General features: G+C 67.6%; 21 protein-coding genes and 1 other RNA gene. 8 read left to right on the forward strand and 14 right to left on the reverse strand.

What is annotated here, in order from left to right; genetic code table 11:
- Positions 1 to 2 precede the first annotated feature (2 nt).
- A complete protein-coding gene (locus tag KUD94_RS09450) occupies positions 3 to 1,667 on the forward strand; it encodes an MBL fold metallo-hydrolase (protein WP_218236932.1) in 1,665 nt (554 codons plus the stop codon).
- A gap of 5 nt (positions 1,668 to 1,672) precedes the next feature.
- Here the strand turns inward: KUD94_RS09450 and rnpB are convergent.
- An RNA gene (gene rnpB, locus KUD94_RS09455) (RNase P RNA component class A) lies at positions 1,673 to 1,990 on the reverse strand.
- Between the two features lie 59 nt (positions 1,991 to 2,049).
- On the opposite strand from rnpB, the gene KUD94_RS09460 reads away from it, so the two are divergent.
- Positions 2,050 to 3,408, forward strand: a complete 1,359-nt coding sequence (locus KUD94_RS09460; RefSeq protein WP_218236934.1) for an amidase — start codon at positions 2,050 to 2,052, stop codon at positions 3,406 to 3,408.
- 171 nt (positions 3,409 to 3,579) lie between these two features.
- Here the strand turns inward: KUD94_RS09460 and htpX are convergent, their stop codons facing one another.
- The gene (gene htpX / locus KUD94_RS09465) at positions 3,580 to 4,455 is read right to left on the reverse strand and encodes a protease HtpX (protein WP_218236936.1); all 876 of its coding nucleotides are present in this window, start codon (positions 4,453 to 4,455) and stop codon (positions 3,580 to 3,582) included.
- Positions 4,456 to 4,622: 167 nt separating this feature from the next.
- Positions 4,623 to 5,573 (reverse strand): LysR substrate-binding domain-containing protein, encoded by a 951-nt coding sequence (locus KUD94_RS09470; RefSeq protein ID WP_218236938.1) that lies wholly within the window; start codon positions 5,571 to 5,573, stop codon positions 4,623 to 4,625.
- A 105-nt stretch (positions 5,574 to 5,678) separates the two neighbouring features.
- On the opposite strand from KUD94_RS09470, the gene KUD94_RS09475 reads away from it, so the two are divergent.
- Genes KUD94_RS09475 through KUD94_RS09485 form a run of 3 tightly spaced genes read left to right on the forward strand, consistent with a single transcriptional unit; the run spans position 5,679 to position 8,596 of the window.
- Complete coding sequence (locus KUD94_RS09475) at positions 5,679 to 6,233, forward strand: TRAP transporter small permease (RefSeq protein ID WP_218236940.1); 555 nt, start codon at positions 5,679 to 5,681, stop codon at positions 6,231 to 6,233.
- A complete protein-coding gene (locus KUD94_RS09480) occupies positions 6,230 to 7,528 on the forward strand; it encodes a TRAP transporter large permease (RefSeq protein ID WP_218236942.1) in 1,299 nt (432 codons plus the stop codon). Before KUD94_RS09475 ends, KUD94_RS09480 begins: the two co-directional genes overlap by 4 nt.
- A 27-nt stretch (positions 7,529 to 7,555) precedes the next feature.
- Entirely contained in the window at positions 7,556 to 8,596 is a 1,041-nt protein-coding gene (locus KUD94_RS09485; RefSeq protein ID WP_218236944.1) for a DctP family TRAP transporter solute-binding subunit, read from the forward strand.
- Positions 8,597 to 8,803: 207 nt separating this feature from the next.
- Here the strand turns inward: KUD94_RS09485 and KUD94_RS09490 are convergent, their stop codons facing one another.
- The 10 genes from KUD94_RS09490 to KUD94_RS09535 all read right to left on the reverse strand — a co-directional run bounded on the left by KUD94_RS09490 (position 8,804) and on the right by KUD94_RS09535 (position 20,512).
- Positions 8,804 to 10,657, reverse strand: coding sequence for an ABC transporter ATP-binding protein/permease (locus KUD94_RS09490; protein WP_218236945.1), 1,854 nt, complete (start codon positions 10,655 to 10,657; stop codon positions 8,804 to 8,806).
- A 141-nt stretch (positions 10,658 to 10,798) separates the two neighbouring features.
- Positions 10,799 to 12,724: an FAD-binding oxidoreductase gene (locus KUD94_RS09495; RefSeq protein WP_218236947.1), complete on the reverse strand. Its 1,926-nt coding sequence runs from the start codon at positions 12,722 to 12,724 to the stop codon at positions 10,799 to 10,801.
- 13 nt (positions 12,725 to 12,737) lie between these two features.
- The gene (locus tag KUD94_RS09500) at positions 12,738 to 14,168 is read right to left on the reverse strand and encodes a cbb3-type cytochrome c oxidase subunit I (protein WP_218236949.1); all 1,431 of its coding nucleotides are present in this window, start codon (positions 14,166 to 14,168) and stop codon (positions 12,738 to 12,740) included.
- Positions 14,165 to 14,668, reverse strand: a complete 504-nt coding sequence (locus KUD94_RS09505) for a hypothetical protein (RefSeq protein ID WP_218236951.1) — start codon at positions 14,666 to 14,668, stop codon at positions 14,165 to 14,167. Before KUD94_RS09505 ends, KUD94_RS09500 begins: the two co-directional genes overlap by 4 nt.
- Entirely contained in the window at positions 14,665 to 16,245 is a 1,581-nt protein-coding gene (locus KUD94_RS09510; protein WP_255568694.1) for a 4Fe-4S binding protein, read from the reverse strand. The genes KUD94_RS09505 and KUD94_RS09510 overlap by 4 nt, the downstream gene beginning before the upstream one ends.
- Before the next feature lie 22 nt (positions 16,246 to 16,267).
- On the reverse strand, positions 16,268 to 17,131 hold the full coding sequence (locus KUD94_RS09515; protein ID WP_255568696.1) for an SCO family protein: 864 nt from the start codon (positions 17,129 to 17,131) through the stop codon (positions 16,268 to 16,270).
- Positions 17,132 to 17,145: 14 nt separating this feature from the next.
- Positions 17,146 to 18,048: a heme o synthase gene (gene cyoE, locus KUD94_RS09520; protein WP_218236954.1), complete on the reverse strand. Its 903-nt coding sequence runs from the start codon at positions 18,046 to 18,048 to the stop codon at positions 17,146 to 17,148.
- Between the two features lie 33 nt (positions 18,049 to 18,081).
- Positions 18,082 to 19,782 (reverse strand): cbb3-type cytochrome c oxidase subunit I, encoded by a 1,701-nt coding sequence (locus KUD94_RS09525; protein ID WP_218236956.1) that lies wholly within the window; start codon positions 19,780 to 19,782, stop codon positions 18,082 to 18,084.
- A gap of 15 nt (positions 19,783 to 19,797) precedes the next feature.
- Positions 19,798 to 20,337, reverse strand: a complete 540-nt coding sequence (locus KUD94_RS09530) for a cytochrome C oxidase subunit II (RefSeq protein ID WP_146912910.1) — start codon at positions 20,335 to 20,337, stop codon at positions 19,798 to 19,800.
- Between the two features lie 19 nt (positions 20,338 to 20,356).
- Positions 20,357 to 20,512 carry a hypothetical protein gene (locus KUD94_RS09535; RefSeq protein ID WP_186764573.1) on the reverse strand — a complete coding sequence of 52 codons (156 nt, stop codon included), beginning with the start codon at positions 20,510 to 20,512 and terminating at the stop codon, positions 20,357 to 20,359.
- A 232-nt stretch (positions 20,513 to 20,744) separates the two neighbouring features.
- Here KUD94_RS09535 and KUD94_RS09540 point away from each other — a divergent pair, with 232 nt between their 5' ends.
- On the forward strand, positions 20,745 to 21,725 hold the full coding sequence (locus KUD94_RS09540) for a heme A synthase (protein WP_218236958.1): 981 nt from the start codon (positions 20,745 to 20,747) through the stop codon (positions 21,723 to 21,725).
- 60 nt (positions 21,726 to 21,785) lie between these two features.
- Entirely contained in the window at positions 21,786 to 22,199 is a 414-nt protein-coding gene (locus KUD94_RS09545) for an acyl-CoA thioesterase (protein WP_218236960.1), read from the forward strand.
- A gap of 62 nt (positions 22,200 to 22,261) precedes the next feature.
- Here KUD94_RS09545 and KUD94_RS09550 read toward each other — a convergent pair whose 3' ends face one another.
- The gene (locus KUD94_RS09550) at positions 22,262 to 22,741 is read right to left on the reverse strand and encodes a thioesterase family protein (protein ID WP_255568698.1); all 480 of its coding nucleotides are present in this window, start codon (positions 22,739 to 22,741) and stop codon (positions 22,262 to 22,264) included.
- Positions 22,742 to 22,937: 196 nt separating this feature from the next.
- On the opposite strand from KUD94_RS09550, the gene KUD94_RS09555 reads away from it, so the two are divergent.
- Positions 22,938 to 23,813: a branched-chain amino acid ABC transporter permease gene (locus KUD94_RS09555; protein WP_218236964.1), complete on the forward strand. Its 876-nt coding sequence runs from the start codon at positions 22,938 to 22,940 to the stop codon at positions 23,811 to 23,813.
- The last annotated feature ends 4 nt before the right edge of the window (positions 23,814 to 23,817 follow it).

The following is a 23,817-nucleotide window of genomic DNA, read 5'->3' on the forward strand; positions in this document are numbered from 1 at the left end:
GCATGCCGCGTACCAGCCAAGTCTTGTATCCGCAGCGCGCTGCCGCGCCGCTGCTGTCTGCCGCCACGGTGCTGCTGCTGCGCGACGACGCCGCAGCCGGCCTGCAGGTGCTGATGACGCGCCGCTCGCCCAGGGCCAGTTTTGCGCCGGGCGCCTACGTCTTTCCGGGCGGCGGCATAGAGCCGGGCGACGCCGCGTCCCACGCGCTGGCCGACCGCCGCCCGCAGCAGGCGGGCGAAGCGCTGACCCAGGCGCTGGCCGCCATCCGCGAAAGTTTTGAAGAGCTGGGCGTGCTGCTCGCGCGCCGCAGCGACGGCAGCTGGGCCGGCGCCGAGGACATCGCCGCGCTGCAGCGCCAGGGCGACTTTTATGCGCAGTGCGCAGCGCGCGGCCTGCGCCCGGCGGCGGACGCGATGTTCCTGCTGGCGCACTGGAACACCGACCGCGATCTGCCCAAGCGCTTTTCGGTGCCCTTCTTCGTGGCCAGGATGCCGCCGCTGCAAGACGCCGTGGCCGACGACGCCGAGCAGTTTGCGCCCGAATGGGTGCGCCCGGGCGACGCCCTCGCGCGCCACCAGCGCGGCGAGTTCTTCATGATTTTCCCCACGGTGCGCACGCTGGAGCGCCTGCAGCACTTCGACAGCGTGCAGGCGCTGCTCGACGCGCTCGCGGGCACAGGGCCGCTGTGGACGAGCTGCCCGCGCGCCGGCCTGCGCAACGGCCGCGAAGAGCGCTTCATGGAGCACGAGCCCGAGTACGGCGAGCTCGCGCTGACCTGCCCCGACGGCCAGATTCGCCATGAACTGGACTGGCAGAACCTGCGCCCGGTGCCGCTGCTCAACAACCTGCAGCGCCTGACCGCGCCCAACCCGGGCGTGATGACCGGCCCGGGCACCAACAGCTACATCGTCGGCACCCCGGGCAGCGGCCATATCGTGATCGACCCCGGGCCGAACGAGCCCGAGCATCTGCAACGCCTGTGGCGTGCGGCCGGCGGCGACATCCGCGCCATCGTCTGCACGCATTCGCACCCCGACCATTTTCCGGGCGCCGCCCCGCTGCAGCAGTTGTGCGAGCGCGCCGGCAAGCCGCGCCCGCCCGTACTTGGCCTGCCCTCGGGGCCGGATGCGCGGGCAGACAGCTTTTTCCGGCCGGACAGAGCGCTATCAGATGGAGAGCTACTGACGCTCGTGGACAAAGGGCTGGAGGCCGAAAATACCCATACTCTTGAGGTCGTCTTCACCCCGGGGCACACCTCCAACCATGTCTGCCTGCTGCTGCGCGAGGACGGCCTGCTGTTCACCGGCGACCACATCCTGAACGGCAGCACCACGGTCATCGACCCGCCAGACGGCAACATGGCCGACTACCTGGACGCGCTGGATCGGCTCGACGCCTTGTGCCAGACCTGGCAGGTGCAATTCATCCTGCCCGCCCACGGCTACGTGCTGGCCGAGCCGCGCGCGGCGATTGCCCACCTCAAGCAGCATCGACTGGCCCGCGAGGCCAAGGTGCTGGCCGCCATGCAGCGCCTGCCCGGCGGCACGCCGGCGCAATGGGTGGAGCTGGCCTACGACGACGTGCCCCCGCGCATGTGGCCGCTGGCGCAGCGCTCGCTGCTCGCGCACGTGCAGCGCATACGCTCGCTTGCGCCCGGCAACGACTGAAAAAAGTGTGAAGCCCGCCGATAAGCCGGATTCTGTGCATGCGGTTGCCCGCATGTGACCGCCATCAATCTGGGCCGGGGGTCGCCCCGCCGGCTCGATGCCACCTACCCGCCAGCTCCGCGGGACCACATCAACGCTGGCCTACTTGGTGTTGCTGCGCGCAGAGATTGCCCGTTGCACCCGAACTGAATCGGCTCGTCTCTGTTGCTCTGATCCTCACCTCACGGTGGACAGCCGTTGGCTGCTGCGCTGCCCTGTGCAGTCCGGACTTTCCTCCAGTGCGGCCTTCTCGGGCGCGCACCAGCGGCGGTCTGGCGTGCTTCACGCCCGCGATTATCCGCGAGCCGGCTACCATGCGGCATCCGCCGCTTCACCCTGTGCCATGTCGCTCCGAGAACAGCCCGATTCCCTGGTCCATGTTGCCCACCGCCTCGCCCAGCGCCAGACCAGCGCCGCGCAGCTGGCCGAGCAGGCGATTGCGCGCGCCGCTGAAGGCGAAGGGCCGAGCACTTTCACCCGCGTGCTGGCACGCACCGCCCGTGCCCAGGCGCAGGCCAGCGACACGCTGCGCGCAGCCAATCTGGTGCGCTCGCCGCTGGAGGGGGTGCCAATCTCGATCAAGGACTTGTTCGACGTCTCGGGCTACCGCACGCGCGCGGGCTCCACGCTGCTGAAGTTTGCGCCGCCGGCCACGCGCAATGCGCTCGTCGTTGACCGGCTGCTCGCGGCCGGCGCGGTAATCGTCGGCACCACCAACATGACCGAGTTCGCCTTTTCGGGCGTGGGCATCAACCCGCATTACGGCACGCCGCGCAATCCCTGGGAGCGCAGCGGCAGCGGCCGCATCCCCGGCGGCTCGTCCTCGGGCGCGGCGATCAGCGTGACGGACGGCATGGCCTGCGCGGCCCTGGGCACGGACACCGGCGGCTCGGTGCGCATTCCGGCCGCGCTGTGCGGGCTCACCGGCTTCAAGCCCACGGCGCGGCGCATTCCCGCCGCCGGGGCGCTGCCGCTGTCCACCTCGCTCGATTCGATAGGTCCGATTGCGCACACGGTGCGCTGCTGCGCGCTGCTCGACAGCGTGCTCGCGGGCGAATCCCCGGTGCGCCCCGAGCCGGCAGACCTCACGCGGCTGCAGTTGCTCGCGCCCAGCAACCTGGTGCTGGACGGCATGGATGCGACGGTCGCCCAAGCCTGGCGGCGGGCGCTCGCGCGCCTGGCACAGGCGGGCGCGCGCGTGGTGCATGCGCCGCTTGCGCCGCTCGACGAACTGGCGGCCATCCATGCGCACGGCACGTTCTCCAATGCCGAAGCCTGGGCCTGGCACCGGCAATACCTGCCGGCGCGCCAGAGCGAGTACGACCCGCGCGTGGCCTCGCGCATCCTCGTCGGCAGCCAGATGAACGCCGCCGACTACGTGGACCTGCTGGCCGCACGGCGCGACTGGATTGCCAGGATGGAGGCGGCGCTGGCCGACTACGACGCCTTCATCATGCCGACGGTGCCCATCGTGGCGCCGGAAATCGCCCCGCTGCTGGCGAGCGACGAGGCCTTCTTTGCCGCCAACAGCCTGCTGCTGCGCAACCCCTCGGTGGTGAATTTCCTCGACGGCTGCGCGATCTCGCTGCCCATCCATGCGCCGGGTGAGGCGCCGGTCGGGCTGAGCCTCGCCTGCCCCGGCGGGCAGGACCAGCGCCTGCTCGCCATGGCGCTGGCGGCCGAGGCGATGCTGCGCCGCTGAGCGCCGCCCTCAGAGCTTGAGCGGAAATTGTCCGTGCCCGAAAGGCGCGTCAAAACGCCGCCCATCGAGACGCAAAACGCAGTCATGGCCGGGGCCATGGCGAGTATTTGCAACGAAGAGTGGCGGTGTGTGGGCGTGCAGGGCGGGCATGGGGGATTGCCTCTCAAGCTCTCAGCCGCGCAAGGCCTGCAGCGCGGCCACGCGCTGCTCTATCGGCGGGTGCGAGGAAAACAGCGCGCCTATGCCGCCGGTGATGCCCATGGCCTGCATGCTCTTGGGCAGTTCGCCCGGCTGCATGCCGCCCAGGCGGTACAGCGCGTTGATCATGGGCTGCGTCTGCCCCAGCAGTTGCGCCGAGCCGGCGTCGGCGCGGAACTCGCGCTGGCGCGAGAACCAGGCGACGATGATCGCCGCCAGGAAGCCGAAGACGAGGTCCAACACCAGCGTGGTCACGACATAGCCTATGCCCGGGCCGCTGTCGCGCCCGTCGCCGCGGCGCAGGAAGCTGTCCACCAAGTAGCCGATGGCGCGCGAGGCGAACACCACAAAGGTGTTCATCACGCCCTGGATCAGCGTCATGGTCACCATGTCGCCGTTGGCCACGTGGGCGATCTCGTGGCCGAGCACCGCGCGCACCTCCTCGCGCGTCATGCCCGAGAGCAGGCCGGTGGAGACCGCGACCAGCGCGGAGTTCTTGAAGGCGCCGGTGGCAAAGGCGTTGGCCGGGCCGTCGTAGATGCCGACCTCGGGCATCTGCACGCCGGCCTTCTCGGCCAGTTCGCGCACGGTCTCGACGATCCAGGCCTCGTCCGCGTTGCGCGGCGCGCTGATGAGTTGCACGCCCATGCTGGCCTTGGCAATCGTCTTGCTCAGCAGCAACGAGATGATGGAGCCGCCAAAACCCATGACCAGCGCAAAGCCGAGCAGGCTGGTCATGTCCAGCCCATTGGCCGTGAGATAGCGGTTGACGCCGAGCAGGCTGGCCACGACGCCGAGCACCGCCACGACGGCGATGTTGGTGAGCAGAAAGAGCGCGATACGTTTCATGCAAGGGCTCCGGATGAGCGAGAGTCGGGAAATCGATGCAGACAAATGGGTGCGTCCGCCAGCGCTTCAAGGGGCGGCTGAGCGCTCGCCGGGCCGGCAGGCATCATAAGAGCCGCCGCCGCGCGGCAGGCACAGGCAGGCACGCACAGGCTGGCACGGCAGCGGCCTCAGCCGGCCTCGCCGCCGGCGCGCTCGGCCTGGCGCAGCAGGTAGTCCCAGAGCTTTTGCGTCAGGTTCTTGTTCGGCTCGCGCTGCGACGGCTTTTTGCGGTAGGCGCGCACCTCCATGACCATGCTCAGCCGCTCGGGCTCGTGCAGCGGGGCGGCGCTGGCGAGCTTGCGTGCGCGCACTTCGCCGCGCACCGCGCTCAGCGGCAGGAAGGCAATGCCATGGCCCTCCAGCGCCATCGCCTTCAGGCCTTCGGCCATGTCGGTTTCGTACACCCGGTCCAGGTGCACTGCCGTGCCCGCCTGGCGCAGCACCAGGTCGGTCATGCGCCCGAGATAGGCGCCAGGCGCATAGCCCAGGAAGGGCAGCGGCTTGTCGGCGGTGCCCGGCAGGCGGTAGATGGGCTCGCCGCCGGGGCCGGTACGCGCATAGGGGGCGAGCGGTTCGTCGCCGATCGCGATCATCTGAAAGTGCTGCGGGTCGAGCTGCAGCGGCTGCGAGGGATGGTGGTAGGTGACGAGCACGTCGCAACTGCCCTCCACCAGGCGCACTACCGCGTCGTGCACGTTGAGCGCAATCAGGCGGCTCTTGAGCGGGCCGAAGCCCTTGCGCAGGCTGGTCACCCAGGCGGGAAAGAAGGTCAGCGCCAGCGTGTGCGGCACGGCAAATTCGACCACGTCGTCGCTCGGTGCGGTGTGCGCGCGCAGCACCGCGCGGGTGTTCTGCAGGGTCTGCAACACCTCCAGCGCCTGGTCGTAGAGCGTGTCGCCCGCGGCCGTGAGCCGCGTGGGGTAGGAAGTGCGGTCCACCAGATCCGTGCCGGCCCAGGCCTCCAGCGCCTGGATGCGCCGTGAAAACGCCGGCTGCGTGACATGGCGCAACTGGGCCGATCGGCTGAAGCTGCGCGTCTCGGCCAGGCTGACGAAATCTTCGAGCCATTTGGTTTCCATGGGGGCGCATTATCGTGTTTCGGCGCCTCGGGCCGCTGCTATTCTTGCGTGCAAAATAGCTGGCCCCGCTGCCTTGGCGCGTCGGGCACAGCAGCCAGGAGCCCCATGCCCGCCCAAGATACGCAAGAACCCGAGCACCGCACGCCCGCGCCGGCAGGCTCCAGCCCCCGCGCGCCGCGCTTTGAGGACTGGTGCGTGGTGCTGGTCATGGCGCTGCTGGCGCTGATCACCTTTGCCAACGTGCTGGTGCGCTACTTCACCGACGCATCGTTCGCCTGGACCGAGGAGATCTCGGTCTTCCTGATGATCGTGCTCGCCATGGTGGGCGGCGCCGCCGCCGTGGTGCGCGACAGCCACATCCGCATCGAATTCTTTGCCCAGGGCGGCTCTGCCGCGCGGCGCCGGCGCTTGGCGCAACTGGGCGCGGCGCTGGTCGCGCTGCTGTTTGCCTTCATCGCGGTGGTCAGCGTCCGCGTGGTCTGGGACGACTTCCGCTATGAGGAAACCTCGCCCGGCATTGGCGTGCCGCAGTGGTGGTATTCGATCTGGCTGCCGCTGCTGTCGGCGCTGATCTCGGCGCGCGCCATCGGCTTGTACCGCAGGCAGGCACGCCAGAGCGACGCCGACTATCTCGCGGGCGATGAGGAGAGCGCCGCGTGATCGCCACGCTGCTGTTCACCGCCTTCGTGGTGTTCATGTTCCTGGGCGTGCCCATCGGCGCGGCGCTGGGCCTGGCGGGCACGGCGGCGATTGCGCTGGCCAATCAGGATGCGCAGTGGTTTGGCCTCTTGGCGGTGCCGCAGAATTTTTACGCCGGGCTGGGCAAGTACCCGCTGCTGGCGATTCCGATGTTCGTGCTCGTGGGCTCCATCTTCGACCGCTCGGGCGTGGCGCTGCGCCTGGTCAACTTTGCCGTCGCCATCGTCGGGCGCGGGCCGGGCATGCTGCCGCTGGTGGCGATCAGCGTGGCGATGTTCATGGGCGGCATCTCGGGCTCGGGGCCGGCTACGGCGGCGGCCGTCGGCGGCGTGATGATCGCGGCGATGAGCCGCGCAGGCTACCCGGCGGCATTCTCGGCCAGCGTGGTGGCGGCGGCCGCATCGACCGACATCCTGATTCCGCCCTCCATCGCCTTCATCGTCTATTCGGTGCTGGTCTCGGGCGCGTCGGTGCCGGCGCTGTTCGCCGCCGGCATGCTGCCGGGCATCCTCGCGGGGCTGGCGCTCATCGTGCCGGCGGTGTGGCTGTCGCGCCGGCACAAGATGGGGCAGAACGAAGCCGGCGAGCCGCGCCCGCCGTTCTGGAAGAGCCTGCGCGAGGCCTCCTGGGGCCTGATGGCACCGGTGGTGATTCTGGGCGGCATGCGCATGGGCTGGTTCACGCCGACCGAAGCGGCCGTGGTCGCGGTGTTCTACGGCTTGTTCGTCGGCATGGTGGTGCACCGCACCATCGGCCTGCGCGACCTCTACGAAATCCTGCGCGAGGCGGGCGAGCTGTCGGCCGTGATCCTCATCGTGGTTTCGCTCGCGGGCATCTTCGCGTTTTCGCTCTCCACGCTGGGCGTGATCGACCCGGTCACGCGCGCCATCGTCGCCTCGGGCATGGGCGAATGGGGCGTGATGGCCTGCATTCTGGTGCTGCTGCTCGTCATGGGCATGTTCCTGGACGGCATCTCCATCATGCTGATCTTCGTGCCGCTGATGGCGCCGCTGCTGCAGCACTACCAGTGGGACACGGTCTGGTTCGGCACCGTACTGGTGCTGTGCATCGCCATCGGCCAGTTCACGCCGCCGATGGCGGTGAACCTGATGGTGTCGGCAAAAATAGCCCATGTGCGCATGGAGGCGACCACGCGCTGGGTGCTGTGGATGGTTGCGGCGATGACCATCGCCACGCTCGTGGTCGTGGCCTTTCCGCAGATTTCGCTCTGGCTGCCGGCCAAGCTCGGTTACTGACTTTCAACCACCCCAAGGAGACTTGCCATGCTACTTCGCACCTTTCTCGCTACCGCAGCCGCGGCGGCAGCCGCCCTCAGCTTCTGCGCGCCCGCCTGGGCCCAGCAGGCGAGCAATTACAAGAGCGAATACCGCATGTCGCTGGTGCTGGGCACCGCCTTCCCCTGGGGCAAGGGCGGCGAGATCTGGGCCAACAAGGTCAAGGAAAAGACCCAGGGGCGCATCAACATCAAGCTCTATCCCGGCGTGTCGCTGATCCAGGGCGACCAGACGCGCGAATTTTCCGCGCTGCGCCAGGGCGTGATCGACATGGCGATAGGCTCGACCATCAACTGGTCGCCCCAGGTCAAGCAGCTCAATCTGTTCTCGCTGCCCTTCCTGATGCCCGACTACGCCGCGATCGACGCGCTCACCCAGGGGCCGGTCGGCAAGAGCCTGTTTGCCACGCTGGACAAGGCCGGCGTGGTGCCGCTGGCCTGGGGCGAGAACGGCTACCGCGAGATCTCCAACTCCAAGCACCCGATCAAGACGCCGGCCGACCTCAAGGGCCTGAAGATCCGCGTGGTGGGCTCACCGCTGTTCCTCGATACCTTCACCGCGCTGGGCGCCAACCCCACGCAGATGAGCTGGGCCGACGCCCAGCCCGCCATGGCCAGCGGCGCGGTGGACGGGCAGGAGAACCCGCTGTCCATCTTCACCGCGGCCAAGCTGCAGAACGTGAGCCAGAAATACCTCACGCTCTGGGGCTACATCGCCGACCCGCTGATCTTCGTGGTGAACAAGGAAGTCTGGAACAGTTGGACGCCCGAGGACCGTGAAGCCGTGCGCCAGGCAGCCATCGAAGCAGGCCAGGAGGAAATCGCTCTCGCACGCAAGGGCGTGGTGGAAGCCGACAAGCCCCTGCTCAAGCAGATCGAGGGCCTGGGCGTGACGGTGACCCAGCTCAGCCCGGCCGAGCGCGAGCAATTCGTCAAGGCCACGCGCGGCGTGTTCAACAAGTGGAAGGGCCAGATCGGCGCCGACCTGGTGAACCAGGCAGAAAAGTCGATCGCGGCGCGCAAGCAGTAATCTGCTCTTCAAACAGGAGCTGACAGCGCTTGCAAGACGGGCGCTGGCAGCTCTTTTTGTTTGCAAAACAGGGCGGCCGGCGGGCGGCGTCCACACCGAGCTTCCCAGCCGCGGACACGGCAGGCAACCATCACCGCCTGTTTCCTCCTGAACTGATAGCTTGCCGCGCTTGTGCCACAAGCGCTGCGGCCATTTTTGCCATGAATTTCAGTCTGCTTGGAACGTAGTTTCGGCGCCAGAAGCACCCTGGTGCTGCAGCGCCCACATGTCCGCATAGCGCCCGCCGGCCGCAAGCAATTGGGCGTGCGTGCCGCGCTCGACGATGCGCCCGGCATCCATCACCAGAATCTCGTGCGCGTCGACCACGGTGGACAGGCGGTGCGCAATCACCAGCGTGGTCTTGCCCTGGGCCACCTGGCGCAGCTCGGCCTGGATGGCGCGTTCGTTGGCCGAGTCGAGAGCGCTCGTGGCCTCGTCAAAGACCAGGATGGGCGGGTCCTTGAGCAGCGTGCGGGCAATGGCCACGCGCTGTTTTTCTCCGCCCGAGAGCTTCAGGCCGCGCTCGCCGACCATGGCCTCGTAGCCCTGGGGCGTGGAGACGATGAAGTCGTGGATGTGCGCGGCGCGCGCCGCCTGCTGCACCTGCTCGGGCGTGGCATCGGTGCGGCCGTAGGCGATGTTGTAGGCGATGGTGTCGTTGAACAGCACGGTGTCCTGCGGCACGATGCCGATCGCGCGGCGCAGGCTGTCCTGCGTCACGCTGCGGATGTCCTGCCCGGCGATGGTGATGCGTCCCTGCTGGATGTCGTAGAAGCGAGACAGCAGGCGCGCGAGCGTCGATTTGCCTGCGCCCGAGGGGCCGACCACCGCCACCGTCTGCCCGGCCCCGATCTCGAAGCTCACGCCGCGCAGGATGGGGCGGTCCGCGGCGTAGGCGAAATGCACGTCCTCAAAACGCACCACCGGCGCCTGCAGCCCCTGCAGCGGCTGCGCGCCGGGCGCGTCGCGCACCTCGCGCTCGGTGTCCATCAGCACGAACATGCGCGCCAGGTCGGTCAGGCTTTGCTTGATCTCGCGGTAGATCACGCCGAGGAAGTTCAGCGGGATGTAGATCTGGATCATGAAGGCGTTGACCATGACCAGATCGCCCAGGGACAGACGCCCGTCGACGACCCCTTGCGTGGCCAGCCAGAGCATGGCCACCAGGCCGCTGGCGATGATGAACTGCTGGCCGGTGTTGAGCAGCCCGAGCGACGAGCGGCTTCTGAGCTGCGCGCGGCGAAAGCGCTCCAGGCTTTCGTCGTAGCGGCGCGCCTCGAAGGCCTCGTTGTTGAAGTACTTGACGGTTTCGTAGTTCAGCAGCGAATCGACCGCGCGGGTGCTCGCCGCCGAGTCCGAGCGGTTGGCCTCGCGGCGAAACTCGATGCGCCATTCGGTCACCCAGACGGTGAAGCCCACGTACAGCAGCAGCGCGCTCAGCGTCACCGCAACAAAGCGCCAGTCGAACCTGGCGCCCAGCACGGCCAGCACCAGCAGCACCTCGATGAAGGTGGCAACGATGTTGAAGATGGCAAACGACACCATGGATTCGATGCCGCGCACGCCGCGCTCGATGTCGCGCGTCATGCCGCCGGTCTGGCGCTCCAGGTGAAAGCGCAGCGACAGGCTGTGCAGATGCTCGAAGGTGGCCAGCGCGATCGAGCGCGCCGCGCCGTGCGTGGCCTTGGAGAACACCAGTTCGCGCAGCTCGTTGAACAGCGAGGTGGCCAGCCGCAAGCCGCCATAGGCGAGCAGCAGACCTACCGGGACGACGAGCAGCGCCGCAGCGCTCGCGCTCTTGACGTCCATGGCGTCGATCAGTTCCTTGAGCAGCAGCGGCACCCCGACGTTGGCCAGCTTGGCCGCAAGCATGAAGGCAATCGCCGCTGCTACGCGCCATTTGTATTGCCACAGATAGGGCAGCAGGCGCGAGAGCGTGCGCCAGTCCGAGGCTTCAGGCCCCGCAGGGTGCGCGCCGCGCGGCGGGGCGGGGGGCAAGGGTGATCCTCCTCTATAACGCATGAAGGGCTGCTGTGCAAAGGCTCAAAAGCAGCCATTCTTGCCCACGCGCGCTGCGGGCGCAGGGGCGCGGCCAAAGCCCGAGCCCGCTGCTGCGCCGCTTGCGCCGCCCGCAGCCGGCGGGCCCGGCGCGCAAAGCCCGCTTCAGGAGGTCACCACGGGCGCGCCGGCAGCCGGCACGAAGGCGTCGGAGAAGCAGGCGCCCTCGGACAAGCCCTGGTCGATGAAGGCGGGCACCGCGCTCTCGACCATGCGCACCGAGCCGCAGAGGTAGACCTCGTGCCCGCTCAGGTCGGGGAAGTCGGCCAGCATGGCCTCGTGCACCAGGCCGGTGCGGCCCTGCCAGCCATCGCCCTCGGCGGGTTCGGAGACCACCGGCACCACGCTGAAGTTGTCGTGCTCGCGCTGCCACTGCTCGCACAGGTCGAGCATGTACAAGTCCTGCGGATGGCGCACGCCCCAATACAGGCGCATGCTGCGCTGTACGCCGCGGGCGAAGGCGTCTTCCACGATGCTCTTGATCGGCGCAAAGCCCGTGGCCCCGGCAACGAACAGGATGGGGCCGTGGCCGTCGCGCAGCGTGAAGCTGCCCAGCGGCCCTTCGAAGCGCAGGAAGTCGCCCTCTTTCATGCTCTCGAACACCTGGGTGGTGAAGCGGCCATTGGGCATGTGACGGATATGCAGCTCGATGTCGTTGCTCACGCCCGGCCGGTTGGCGAATGAGTAGGCGCGGCGCTCGCCGTTGGCCAGCACGATGTTGATGTACTGGCCGGCGGCAAAGTCCAGCGCCGGCTCGCCCACGGGCAGGCGCAGCACCACGTGCATCACGTCGGGCGACAGGCGCGCCATCTTCGCCACGCTCGCGCTGTGCTCCTTGACGCGGTGGCCGGGGTCGGTGGAGAGCAACTCTACGCCTATGGCCATGTCCTCGCGCGGTATGGCGCAACACATCAAGGCCATGCCGCGGGCCTTCTGCTCGTCGCTGAGCGCGCTGAGCTGGTAGGAGCGGTGCTCGTAGGTGCCCTGCTCCACCATGCAGATGCAGCGGCCGCAGGCGCCATTGCGGCATTCGTAGTCCAGGCCCACGCCCGCGCCCAGGCCGGCGTCCAGAATCGTCTCGCCCGGGCGCACCCGGAACTGCGCGCGCACGCCCTGGCCGTGCACCACCACCTGGTGCACCTCCTTGGCCGGGTTGCGCCGCAGCTTGAGCGGCAGCCAGGGCTGCAGCGCGGCGAGCAGGCCCAGGCCCACGAGCAGCGCCCACACCCAGCCCATGGGCCATTGGGAGATCAGGGGAAAGAGCGGCAGCAGGAACCAATCCAGCTCGATGCTGGCCACCGCCTGCGACAAGTCGCTGATGCCGCCCTGGCTGTGCACCGGCACCGCCACGGACAGCACCAGCAGGCTTGCAAGCAGACCCCAGACGATGGGCCGCGGCGGCGTGGTGCGCGCCTTGGGCACGCGCTGCACGTGCACCCACATGATCATCAGCACGATCAGCGGCAGGCCGATGTGCATGAAAGACAGCAGCGTGAACAGGCGCCCGCCGACGTGGTCGGAATAGAGGAAGTTGCGCATCAGCGCGCCGTCGAAGATGGGCAGCCAGTCCAGCCATTCAAAGCTGGTCACCGTGACGTACTGCGCCAGCTTGTCCCAGGGCAGCATGTAGCCGTTGATGCCCGAGGCATAAACCATGACGATGAGCACGATGCCGGTGATCCACGAGAACCAGCGAAAGCCCCGGTAGCGGTTGAAGGCGAAGTAGCGCAGCATGTGCAAGCCCATGGTGAGCACCATGGCGTCCGATGCATAGCGGTGCACGCTGCGCAGGATGCCGCCCAGCCACCATTGCTTTTCCGAGATGTTCACCACCGAGGCATAGGCGTCGGTGATGCCGGTCTCGAAGAAGACGTACAGGTACAGGCCCGAGCCCGCGACCACCCAGAACAGGAAGAAGGTGATCGCGCCCAGGTGGTAGTAGGGGTTGATGCGGTCGCCAAACGCCCGGTTGAACAGGTTTTCAACGCGCAGGAAGATCCACTGCAGCAGACTCTGGATTTTTTCTATCATGTCTTGCGCTCCTTCAACGCGCAGGCCGGGCCGGGGCGCGCATGGCCTGCAGCACCACCACCACGAACAACAAACCACCGATGATGGCGACGAGGCCACCCAGGCCCATCAGGCCCATGCCCGCCACCTCGGCGGCGCTGCGCAGCACCTGCTCGCTGCCCGCCACCTTGCGCTGCACCCCGTAGCCGCCCGACCAGACCAGCCCGACGATGTGCATGAGCTGCCCGATGCCGTAGAGCCAGGGCTGCCAGGTTGCCATGCGCCCCTGCGGCGCCTGATAGCCCATGGAGGGCAGCACGCGGTAGACCGCGCCCATCAGCGCCAGCGTCACGCCGACGATGCAGCCGTGATAGTGCGCCGGTATGCGCACATTGCTGCCGTTGATGAAGATGCCGATCACGCCGCCGGCCGCAAACAGCACGATGGAAGACAGCAGCGCCGCGCGCAGCGGCCTCAGGGCGGCGTCGTGCAGCCGGGCCGTGGCCATGCCCAGCACCACGGCCAGCCCCAGCGGCACGATGGCCGGCCCGCCGCCCAGGCGCATGGCCCAGGTCAGCAGCTCCCGGTGCTCGACCGAGGTGATGTTGTGCGAGACATAGGCATAGGGCGTGACGAACACGCCGACCAGCGCCAGCAGAAAGAGCAGCACCGCCACGCGCGGCGTGAGCAGCACGCGCGCGCCGCAGGCGCTGGCCAGCCACAGCCAAGCCACGAGCATCAAGAGCGTCCAGGTGAACTGCAGCGCATGCCCGCCGCCCCAGAACAGGATTTCGTAGTAGGTCTTGGCGTCCAGATCGGTCTGCAGCACCGCCCAGGACCAGCCAAACGCCAGCAGCGCCACCGCGGCCGAAACCGCCGCCGCGCTCAGGCCGAAGTGCAGCGCGCCATGGCCGTCGTAGTGCAGGCCAAGGCGCGGCGCGGTGTTCAAGCTGCGCAGCACCAGCAGCACGGTGCCCGCGGCAAACACCACGAGTCCTGCCAGGAACAGGCGCGACTGCAGCACCGGGATGTAGTTGGACATCACCGGCTCGCCCGGGTCGACAAAGGGCGCCAGCGCCATCGCCAGCGTGCCCGCGCCCGTCACCCACAGGCCCAGCCAGCCCGCAGCCTGCGCGTTGGTACGCCCATACAGGCTCCAGAGCATGCCGGCCATGGCAACGAACCAAACCATGACCGACAAGTCCACATGCAGCACCAGCGCCACATGAAAGAAGTTGGCCGTCGGCAGCCACGCATTCACGCCAGGCGTGCGCGATGCCACGAGCAGCACCGAGAACACGCCCGAGCCGATCAGCGCGGCCAGCGCCAGCCAGAGCCAGCCACGCGCCAAGCGCACGCGCGCGTCCTGGCCAATGTGCAACTGGTAGTCGGCGCCGCTGCGCGCCGGCATCGGAGGGGCGGCGGCGCGCGTGGGCTCGCGCCTGCCGAGCAGAGTGGTGTTCATTGCAGGATCACGCCTCCGCGGCTCTGGTCATAGTCGATCACCAGCACCTGGGCGCTCTTGAGCGCCACGGTCTTCTCCAGCTGCTGGGTCGGCTCGGGGCTGCTCATCTTGTCCTTGAAGCGCACCGTGATGCGGTGCTCGCCCGCGGGAACGTTGAGCCGTTGGTACATGGTCGATGCGCCGTCGCGCGAAAGCCCCGCAGGCACGGCCGTGTGGCTCAGCACCTGCTGGCCGTCGATGTCCACCTCGATGTGCACCGGCGAGCGCTCGCGCCCGCATTTCATGCTCTTGCGCATGTTGGGCGCCATCTTGGCCTTCTCTTCCTCGGTATAGGGGCGGCATTCCTCCACCCGCTGCCCGTGGTGCAGAAAGCTCACCTTGATCTGCGCCGTGTCCGGCGGCAGGGGGTGGTAGACGGGCCAGCGCGACAAAACCCCGAGGGCGACGGCGAAACAGGCGTAGAGCACGGCCTGCCCCAACCAGTTCAAGCTGCGATTCATGAAGCAAACTCCTTCTTACAAGCCGTGTTGCCGGCCGCCTGCCGGCGCAATTCTTCGAGCCGCGCATGCACTGCCGCCTCGTCGCCGGCGTCTGCCCAGACGACGCCCGGCGCCAGCGCGCCCTCGGGGCGCTTGAAGCGGGGCTCGCGCCGGCCGGCAAGGCGCTCGGCGCTCCAGCGCTGGCCCAGGCGATAGGCGCATGCGCCTTCGCGGCAGCCGGCGATCAGCACGCCCGTGGCTCCGGCGCGTACAGCGTAATCGACAAAGGAAGGTGGCAGCATTGCCGCGCAGATCAGATCCACCTGGACCACATCCCGGGCCTGAAGGCGCAACGTGGCGCCCTCAACGCAGCCAAAGACAACCAGTTTGCCCGGGCCGGGCAGCGCCGCAAGCCCTTGCAAAAGCTCGCCGCGAAGTGTATCGATGCTGCGCTGCGGCATGTCTATGCCCGTAACCAGTTCGTGGATACTGCGAAACGGCGTGGAAGACGGGCAGGAGCCGGCGCAAATGCCGCAACCGACGCACAGGTCGGGGTCGACCTGGGCCATGCGCGCGCCCGGCTTGCCGCTGGCGTGGGCCACCATGGTAATGGCCGAGTAGGGGCAGTCGTCAAAGCAGCGCTCGCAGCCGCTGCAGTGCTCGGGCTGTACCTCGGCCACGGCCGGCCGCGGGCGCGCCGGCAGCAAGGGCGGCAGCAGCAGCGCCGCCAGCAGCGCAAACACCAGCAGCCACACGAAGGCGGGCGAGGTCGCGTCGAGCAGCGGATGAATGAACAGGATCAACCAGTCCATGCGCAGCCGTTCAGGCAGCGAAGACAAATCCGCCGCGCCCTGGCTCGTGACCGGCAGCGCGAGCGACAGCAGCACCAGCACCGCCAAAGTCCCGAGGGACAACGCCCGCGGCGGCAGCCAGTCCGCGTGGGCCAGGCGCTGCACGTGAAACCACAGCCCGAACATCAGCATCAGGGGCAGTCCGATGTGCACGAAGAGAAACAGCGTGAACAGGCGCTCGCCCAGGGCTTGCCCGCTGAGAAAATTGCGCGCCAGCGGCGCGCCGAACAGGCCCAGCGCGTCGAGCCATTCGGCGGTGGAAACGGCCGAGTACTGGCCAAGCCGGTCCCAATTGAGCCAGAAGCCCCCTATCGCGCTGGCAAAAACCAGCAAGACCAGCGGCACCCCGGTGAGCCAGATGGGGCGGCGCACATGGCTATAGCGCCCGAGCGCCCATTCGCGGGCAATGTGCAAGGCCAGCACCAGCACCAGCGCATCGGCGCTGTAGCGGTGCAGGCCGCGCAGGATGAGGCCCAGGCCAAGGGGCAGCCCGGCCAGGCCGGCGATCGAGGCGTGGGCGCCGGCCGCGGACGTGTCCAGCACCACGAACAAGACCACGCCCGTGGCCAGCAGAATCCACAGCAGCCACACCGCGAGCGCGCCCAGGTGCTTGAGCGGATTGGCCGCCGCGCCGAACACCGCGTCAAACCGGTGCTCCAGCCAGCGCACCGGGGCGGCGTAGCGTGCGCTTCGGGGGGACAGCGCGGCCTGCGCGGCGCCGCGGGTGTGGGTTGCCTGGGCGGGCACGTGGCTCTGGCAGGACGAAGCGTCAGTCGGCGCCGCGCTCCCGTTTGCGGCGCGCCCTGCTGGCGCGCCATTCATTGAAGAAGAACACCATCATCAAGACGAAGAAGGTCACGCCGCCGCCGATCTGCAGCGGCAGCGTGTAGTCCACCTTGTAGCCGCCGGTGCGCGGGTCGTAGACGGTGCACAGGATGCGCACCCGGTCCACCAGGTTGGACAGGAAGCTGTTGGACGGGTGGTAGGTGTCGCCGTTGAGCAGCATCTTCAGCGGCTCGCCCAAGTCGCCAGCGGCCAGCTTCTCGCCATAGACCTGGTGCACGATGCGCCCCTGGGCGTCGAGAACCGACACCTGCAGCACGTGGTCAAAACCCGCAGGCGTGGCGGCAAAGATGAAGCCGAAGTCCTTGGCCAGCGCGCCCACCGTGGCCATGGGCGGACTCAGGAAGTTCCAGTTGGCGTTGTGGATGCCGTTTTGCCGCGCAAAGGCCTTGAGCGCCTGCGGGCTGTCCTCGGGCTGATTGAAGCCCACGCTGACCACGTTGAACTGGTTGGGTCCGACGGCCTTCTCCAGCTCGTTCACCGCGCTTTGCAGCGAACGCGTCGTCGTCGGACAGATCACGAAGCAGCCGGTATAGATGAAGCTCACCAGCAACGGCTTGCCGCGGTAGGACGAGAGCAGCACCGGCTTGCCCTCGCGGTCCAGCAGGATGTGCTCGCCAATCTGGCGCCCTATGGCCTCCTGGCTCACCGTCAGGGCCCGGTCGACGTCAAGCCCCGAGCGCTCTTGCGCAGAGGCGGGCGAGGCGATCGCGAGCGCGCACGCCACCAGCGCGAGCGTTCGCCACCAGCGCGAGTGCCATGGGCTGCGCGGCAAAAGACGGGCTGCCACCGCCAGCCTCCCGGTCAGCGCAGCCAGGCGTCGATGCAGGCCGCCACCAGCAGCACGCTCAGCTGCACCAACGAAGCGAAGAACGCGCCCATGGCGGCCGAACGCTCGGTCGGCCGGCGCACCAGTTGCCAGGACTTGCGCACGAAGTGCAGGCCGCCCAGCGTGGCGCCCATGCCGTAAATCCAGCCGGCGCCAAAGAACACCGGCGCGACCGAAGCGAGGAACAGCGCCAAAGTGCTCACCAGCACCGCGCGGGCCGCCCGCTCGGGGCCGACCACCACCGGCAGCATGGGCACGCCGGCATTGGCGTAGTCCTGGCTGTTGGCAATGGCCAGGGCCCAGAAATGCGGCGGCGTCCAGAGGAACAGCACCAGCGCCAGCAGCCAGGGCAGCGGCCCTAGGGCCGGGTCGACCGCAGCCGCGCCGGCGAGCACCGCAAAGCTGCCCGCCAGGCCGCCAATGACGATGTTCATCGAGGTGCGGCGCTTGAGCCACAGGGTATAGACGACGCCGTAGAAAAACGCGCCCAAAAACACGTAGAGCGCGGCTGCGCCATTGAAGGCGACCCAGGCCGAGGCCACCGCAGTCGCCAGCATCAGCGCCATCAGCACCAGCCACAGCGGGTGGTGCGGCAGCGCACCGGTGGCAAAGGCGCGCCTTGCGGTGCGCTTCATCAGCCGATCGCTCTCGAACTCGACGTACTGGTTGTAGGCCCCGGCGCTGGCCGAGGCCACGAGCACCGACAACGCGAGCACCGTCACCTGCAGCCAGCTCATGGTCGGCCCCGGCGTGATCGCCATGCCCACCACCGCGGTGATCATGATGAGCACGCCGATGCGCAGCTTGAACAGGGAGATGACGTCCCGCGCCACCTGCGCCGCGCTGCGCCGGGAAACTTCAAGCGTCGTGGTATCCATCGCCTGATTATCCAATGCCGCCGTGAGGAGCGATCAGCTAAGCCCCCAGAGCTGTCCGAGATACTTCCAGTTGACGAAGTAGTACAGGATGAAGGTCAGCAGGAAGATCATGGTCAGCACGAAGGTGCCGGGGGCCACGAAGCCGGCCGAGCCATAGGTTTGCAGCGGAGCGCTGGGCGCGGCGCGGTTCAGGAAGGTGAAGGTGTTGCTCACCTTGCCGCCATCGAGCCGCTTGCCCCACAGGAGCGAGCCCACCACGAGGTAGATGAAGACCGCACCGCCGATGATCGCGATCACGCCGGTGATGCCGACCAGGCCCATCATCAGGTAGGCCGCACCCGGCCATTCATAGGCCAGCGCATTGCCGTTGAAGGCCATGTCCCAGTGGCGGCGCGACACACCCAGGGTTCCCGCGCCCATCATGACGATGGTGAAGGCGTACATCGCGAAACCGAACAGGAAGGGCTGCAGCCGCGCCAGACCCGGGTTGATGATCTCGCGGCGGAACAGCACCGGCACGAGGAAGTAGGTCAGGCCCATGAAGGTCATGGTGGTGCCTATCACCACGGTGGCGTGGAAGTGGCCGGGCACGTAGATGGTGTTGTGGATCAGCAGGTTGAGCTGCTCCGTGCCCATCATCACGCCAGTGATGCCGCCCAGGAAGCCGAAGCCCACGAGCGAGATGAAGATGCTGGAGAACACCGGATTGCCCCAGGGCGCCTTGCGCAGCCACTCGAACAGACCCTTGTTGAAGCCCTTGGCGCGCTGGGCCACTTCCATGGCACCGGGCACCGACAGCGCGTGGATCATCGAGGCCAGCACGGCAAAGTACATGAAGTAGCTGGTGTTGACGATCTTCCACTCGGTGCTCACGCCCGGATCGGCGAGGATGTGGTGGGCGCTGGCCAGTTGCAGGAACAGGATGTAGAGCAGGAAGGCGCCGCGGCTCACGCGCTCGGACATGGGCTTGGCGCCCAGCACGATGGCGGCGACCGCATACCAGATAGAGATGTGCGTGGCGACGTTGATTTGCTGCGACGAGTGGCCCAGCGCCCACCAGATCACGCGGTAGGCGAGCGGGTCGACGTTTTGCACCAGGCCCCAGGACAGGAACAGCGTCGGCACCAGGATGATCGCGCCCGACAGCAACGTGAACACGGCGATGATCGCGGCCGTCATGGCGCCGAAGGTCACCAGCGGAATGGAGCCCTCATAGGTCTTCTCGCGCTTGGCGACAACCAGCGTGCCGAAGAACACCGCACAGGCGATCAGTGCGCCGACGGCGAACACCACCAGGCCCAGATAGAAGGACCAGTGGGCCATCATGGGCACGTAGGAGGTCATCATCACGCTGGATTCCCCCTGGAACACGGCGATGTTGTTGACCACGGCGCCAATCAGCATGAGCCAATAGCCCAGCCAGGCGATCTTCGGCGTGGCGATGCGGCAACGCAACAGCGTGGATGCGGCAAAGTACATCACCGCGACCTCGAAGAAGATCATCCAGTAGATGAGCATGTCCAGGCCGTGGGCGGTGAGCACCATGTAGAAGGTGTCGGCCGCCAGCAGATGCACCGCCGGCCAGCGCGTGAGCACCACGCCCAGCGCCAGGATGCCGCCCACGAGCAGCGCGACGATGGCGGTAAAGGCGTTGGCCTTGATGAGTTTTTCGGCCTGGTCTTCAAACTGCAGACCAGAGCGCGGGCAGGTACGGTAGGTGGTAGAGACGGTCATGGCGCTTCCCTCGCTTTACTTCACGTACAGGCGACCGACCATCTCGTGGTGCCCGATGCCGCAGAATTCGTTGCAAACGATGGCGTAGGTGCCCGATTCGTTGGGCGTGACCTTGATCACGTGCTCATAGCCCGGAACGACCTGGATGTTCAGGTTGATCGGCTGCAGCGAGAAGCCGTGGTTGTAGTCCATGGAGGTCATGTGCAGCTTGTAGGTCTTGCCCTTTTCCAGCTCGAGAATGGGCCACCAGTTCCACAGGCGACCGATCATGTAGACGTCGCTGCCTTCGGGCGGCGCGACCACCGGAACTTCCTGTTCGGTCTCGGTACGCACGGTGTACTTCTTGGCGAAGGCCTCGGCGCGCTCGGCAAAGGCGGCCGGATCGACCTTGTAGGTTTCGGTAGCCAGGTTCTGTTTGCCGAAGAAGTGCCAGCCGACCATCATGGCGAACATCACCATGCACCAGATGAAGGAGATGATGATCCAGATGGTCTCCTGGCGATCCATCGGGTGTTTCCACCACAGCCGGTCTGAAGGAGGCAGGATTGCGGTCATGGACGTGCTTCCTTTGTTGTTATTTGGCCAGCGGGATGGTCAGGGTGTCGATGTAGCCCCAGAGGTTGTAGACAACCATGGGAATCATGACCCCCAGAAAGAGCAGCAGGAAAGGGCTGTCCAGCAACTGCTGCATGAAGGGCACAGGCTCGTTTTCGTCGTCATGATGGCTCATGCTGATCGCTCCTTGACAAGGTCGGCTGAATCCGGATTTACGGCTCAGGCAGTCTACAAGCCGGGCCCGGCCTGAAACGTGATCTGGATCAAAAAGTAAGAGGATGCCAGCGGGTGCGCCCGCTGGCCGTCGCGCAGCGAGGGTAGTGCAGCCGCCGCGCAAAAGCAACGTTCGCACCCCGCACGGGTCTGGGGTAGATTCGCGCACCACGGCTTTCACCCTCCGCTACCCCATGGACGCAACGCTCTCCCCTGCCCGCCCACCTGCCGGCGTGCCCGCGCGCCGCTGGCTGCGCCGCCTCGCCTGGCTGTGCGCCGCAATGGTGCTGGCGATCACCAGCCTGTCGGCCTTCGTGCGGCTGGTGAACACCGGCATTGGTTGCGAGCCCTGGCCCGCCTGCTACGGGCAGCGGCAACTGGCGCGCGCGCAAGCGCCCAGCGCCCATCTGGCGACGCAGCCCGGCGCCAGCGATGCGGCCATCGCCGTGGCGCGCACCGCGCACCGCATCATTGCCTCGAGCAGCCTGGTGGTGGTGCTGGCGCTGCTGGCACTGGCGGTGCGCCAGCGCTGGCGCCCCGAGGCGGCGCTGGCCGGCGGCCTGCTGGCGCTGGCACTGTTTCTGGCCGTGCTGGGCGCGGCCACGCGCAGTTCGCTGCTGCCGGCGGTCACGCTGGGCAACCTGCTCGCAGGCTTTGCCATGCTGGTGCTGGCGGTGCTCCTGGCGCGGCGCCCCGCACCCGGCGCCGTCGCGCCGCCGCTGGCGCGCTGGGCCTGGGTGGCGCTGGCGCTGTGCTTCGTGCAACTGGCCCTGGGCGGCCTGGTCAGCAGCGGTCACGCCGGCCTGTCCTGCCCGGCGCTGGGAAGCTGCGACGTCTCGAGCGGCACCTGGCGCACGCTCAACCCCTGGTTCGTGCCGGTGGCAGGCACCGCGCCCGACCACGCGGGCGGCGCGATTGCGCATCTGCTGCACCGCGCCGCCGGCCTGGCCTTGTCGGGCTTTCTGGTCATCATGGCCTGGCGCGCGTGGCGCATGGCGCGCAAGGCGGCGGCGCTCGCGCTGGTGGCGCTGCCACTGCTGCAGGTTGGCTTGGGGCTGGGCATCATTGCGCAGCAGCTGCCGCTTGCCGGCACCTGGGCGCACAACCTGCTGGCCGCGCTGCTGGTGGCGCTGCTTGCAGCCCTGGCCAGCAGCACGGCGCAGCGCCCGCGATGACGCGCGCTGGCCCGGCGCCTGCGGGACAATCGCGCCACCCCGACTCCTGACCACGCCTACATGCCACAGCCCGACACCACGCCCGCCACCACGCTGCCCCAGGACAAGGAACTGGTGCTCAAGGTCATCCCCCTGCCCAGCGACACCAACAGCAACGGCGACATCTTTGGCGGCTGGGTGATGTCGCAGGTCGACCTGGCCGGCTCGGTGTTGAGCGCACGCGTTGCCTGCGGGCGCATTGCCACCGTGGCTGTCAATGAATTCGTGTTCAAGCAGCCGGTACGCGTGGGTGACCTGCTCTCTTTTTATTCTTCAGTACTGCGTGTCGGGCGCACTTCGATCACCGTGCAGGTCGAGGTGTTTGCCGAGCGCATCCGCGCCCAGGGCCAGTACCTGAAGGTGACCGAGGCGCGCCTGAGCTACGTGGCCATCGACGAGCAGGGCCGCCCGCGCCCCATCCAGCCCGAGAAGTAAGCGCCTCGCCCCCCGCGGCAAGCACCCGGACGCCGGCAGCCGCCCCGAGCCGGGCGACACGTTCAGGCCACGATGTAGGAAGCCGCGCCCGTGGCCAGCAACTGGCCGTCGGCGCCCAGGCATTCCATGCGCGTGCTGGCCACGCGCGAGCCCAGGCGCAGCACCTGGGCCTGCAGCTCGAACCACGGGCCTATCGCGGCCCGCAGGTAGTCCACGCGCAGATCGATCGTGCCCAGCCTGGAAAAATGCTGCAGGCGCTGCTCGGGTGTCTTGTCGGCGTGCCGCGCCGCCATGGCCGCGATGATCGCCAGGCCCCCCATGGCATCGAGGGCCGCGCTGATGGCGCCGCCGTGCAGGCGGTTGTAGGCAAAGTGGCCCACGAGCTCGGGGCGCATCGCGATGCGTCCCCGGGCCTGGCCGGCGGCCACCTGCGTCACCTTCAGACCAAGCGTGCGGTTGAAGACGATTTTTTCTTCGAACAGCTCGCGCAGCAGGGCGATGAATTCGGCATCGAAAGGGTCGGGCGTCGTGGCAGTCGGCATGGGGCGAGCCTTCATGGAAATACCGGGTCGCGTCAGGAGCTATCAAAAACCATAGCTGCTAGCGCCGTGTTTGCAAGGTCTTCCGGGCTGAACCCCAGGTTTTAAGGGTAATCACCTAACGCGAAGACCTGTCGCTGCATGCATTATCGGTATTTATGCAAAGCGGGCGCTTTGTGAAAATAACGGGAACGCACAGGTGCAATTTGTCCAACTTCTGATCAGCGGTGTAGCCCAGGGCTGCATCTACGGACTGATCGCGCTGGGCTTCGTCCTGATCTACAAGGCCACCGAGATCGTCAGTTTTGCCCAGGGCGAATTCATGATGGTCGGCGCCTTCATCGGCGTGGCCGCGATGTCCTTCCTGGGCTTTCCCTTCTGGCTCGCGGTGATCGCCGCGATGGCGGCCATGGGACTGCTGGGCCTGCTGCTCGAGCGTGTGGTGATACGCCCGGTGCTGGGCCAGCCCGCGTTTTCCATCGTGATGCTGACCATAGGCATAGGTTATCTGCTGCGCGGCCTGGTCACGATGATTCCGGGCATGGGCACAGAGACGCACACGCTGGAGGTGCCCTACAAGGACGCGACGCTGCAATGGGGCAGCCTGGTGGTGGGCTCCGAGCAGATCGCGGTGATCCTCACCACGGTGCTGCTGTGCGCCTTGCTGTTCGCGATGTTTCGCTACACCCGCCTGGGCGTGGCGATGCAGGCGGCCTCGCAGAACCAGCTCGCGGCCTACTACATGGGCATACCGGTGCAGCGCATCAACGGCATGGTCTGGGCGCTGGCCGGCATGGTGGCGGCGATCGCCGGCCTGCTGCTTGCGCCCATCACCTTCGTGCATGCCAACATGGGCTTCATCGGGCTGAAGGCCTTTCCGGCCGCGGTGGTCGGCGGCTTCGGCAGCCTGCCCGGGGCCATCGTCGGCGGGCTGGTGATTGGCAGCATCGAGTCGCTCTCGGGCTTTTACCTGCCCGAGGGCTTCAAGGACGTGGCCGCCTACGTCGTGGTGCTCATCATGCTGATGGTCAGGCCCAACGGCTTGTTCGGCGAGCGCCTGGTCAAGAAGGTCTAGGCCC

This window comes from Comamonas sp. NLF-1-9 (genome assembly GCF_019195435.1).
Taxonomy (GTDB): Bacteria; Pseudomonadota; Gammaproteobacteria; order Burkholderiales; family Burkholderiaceae_C; genus Comamonas_C.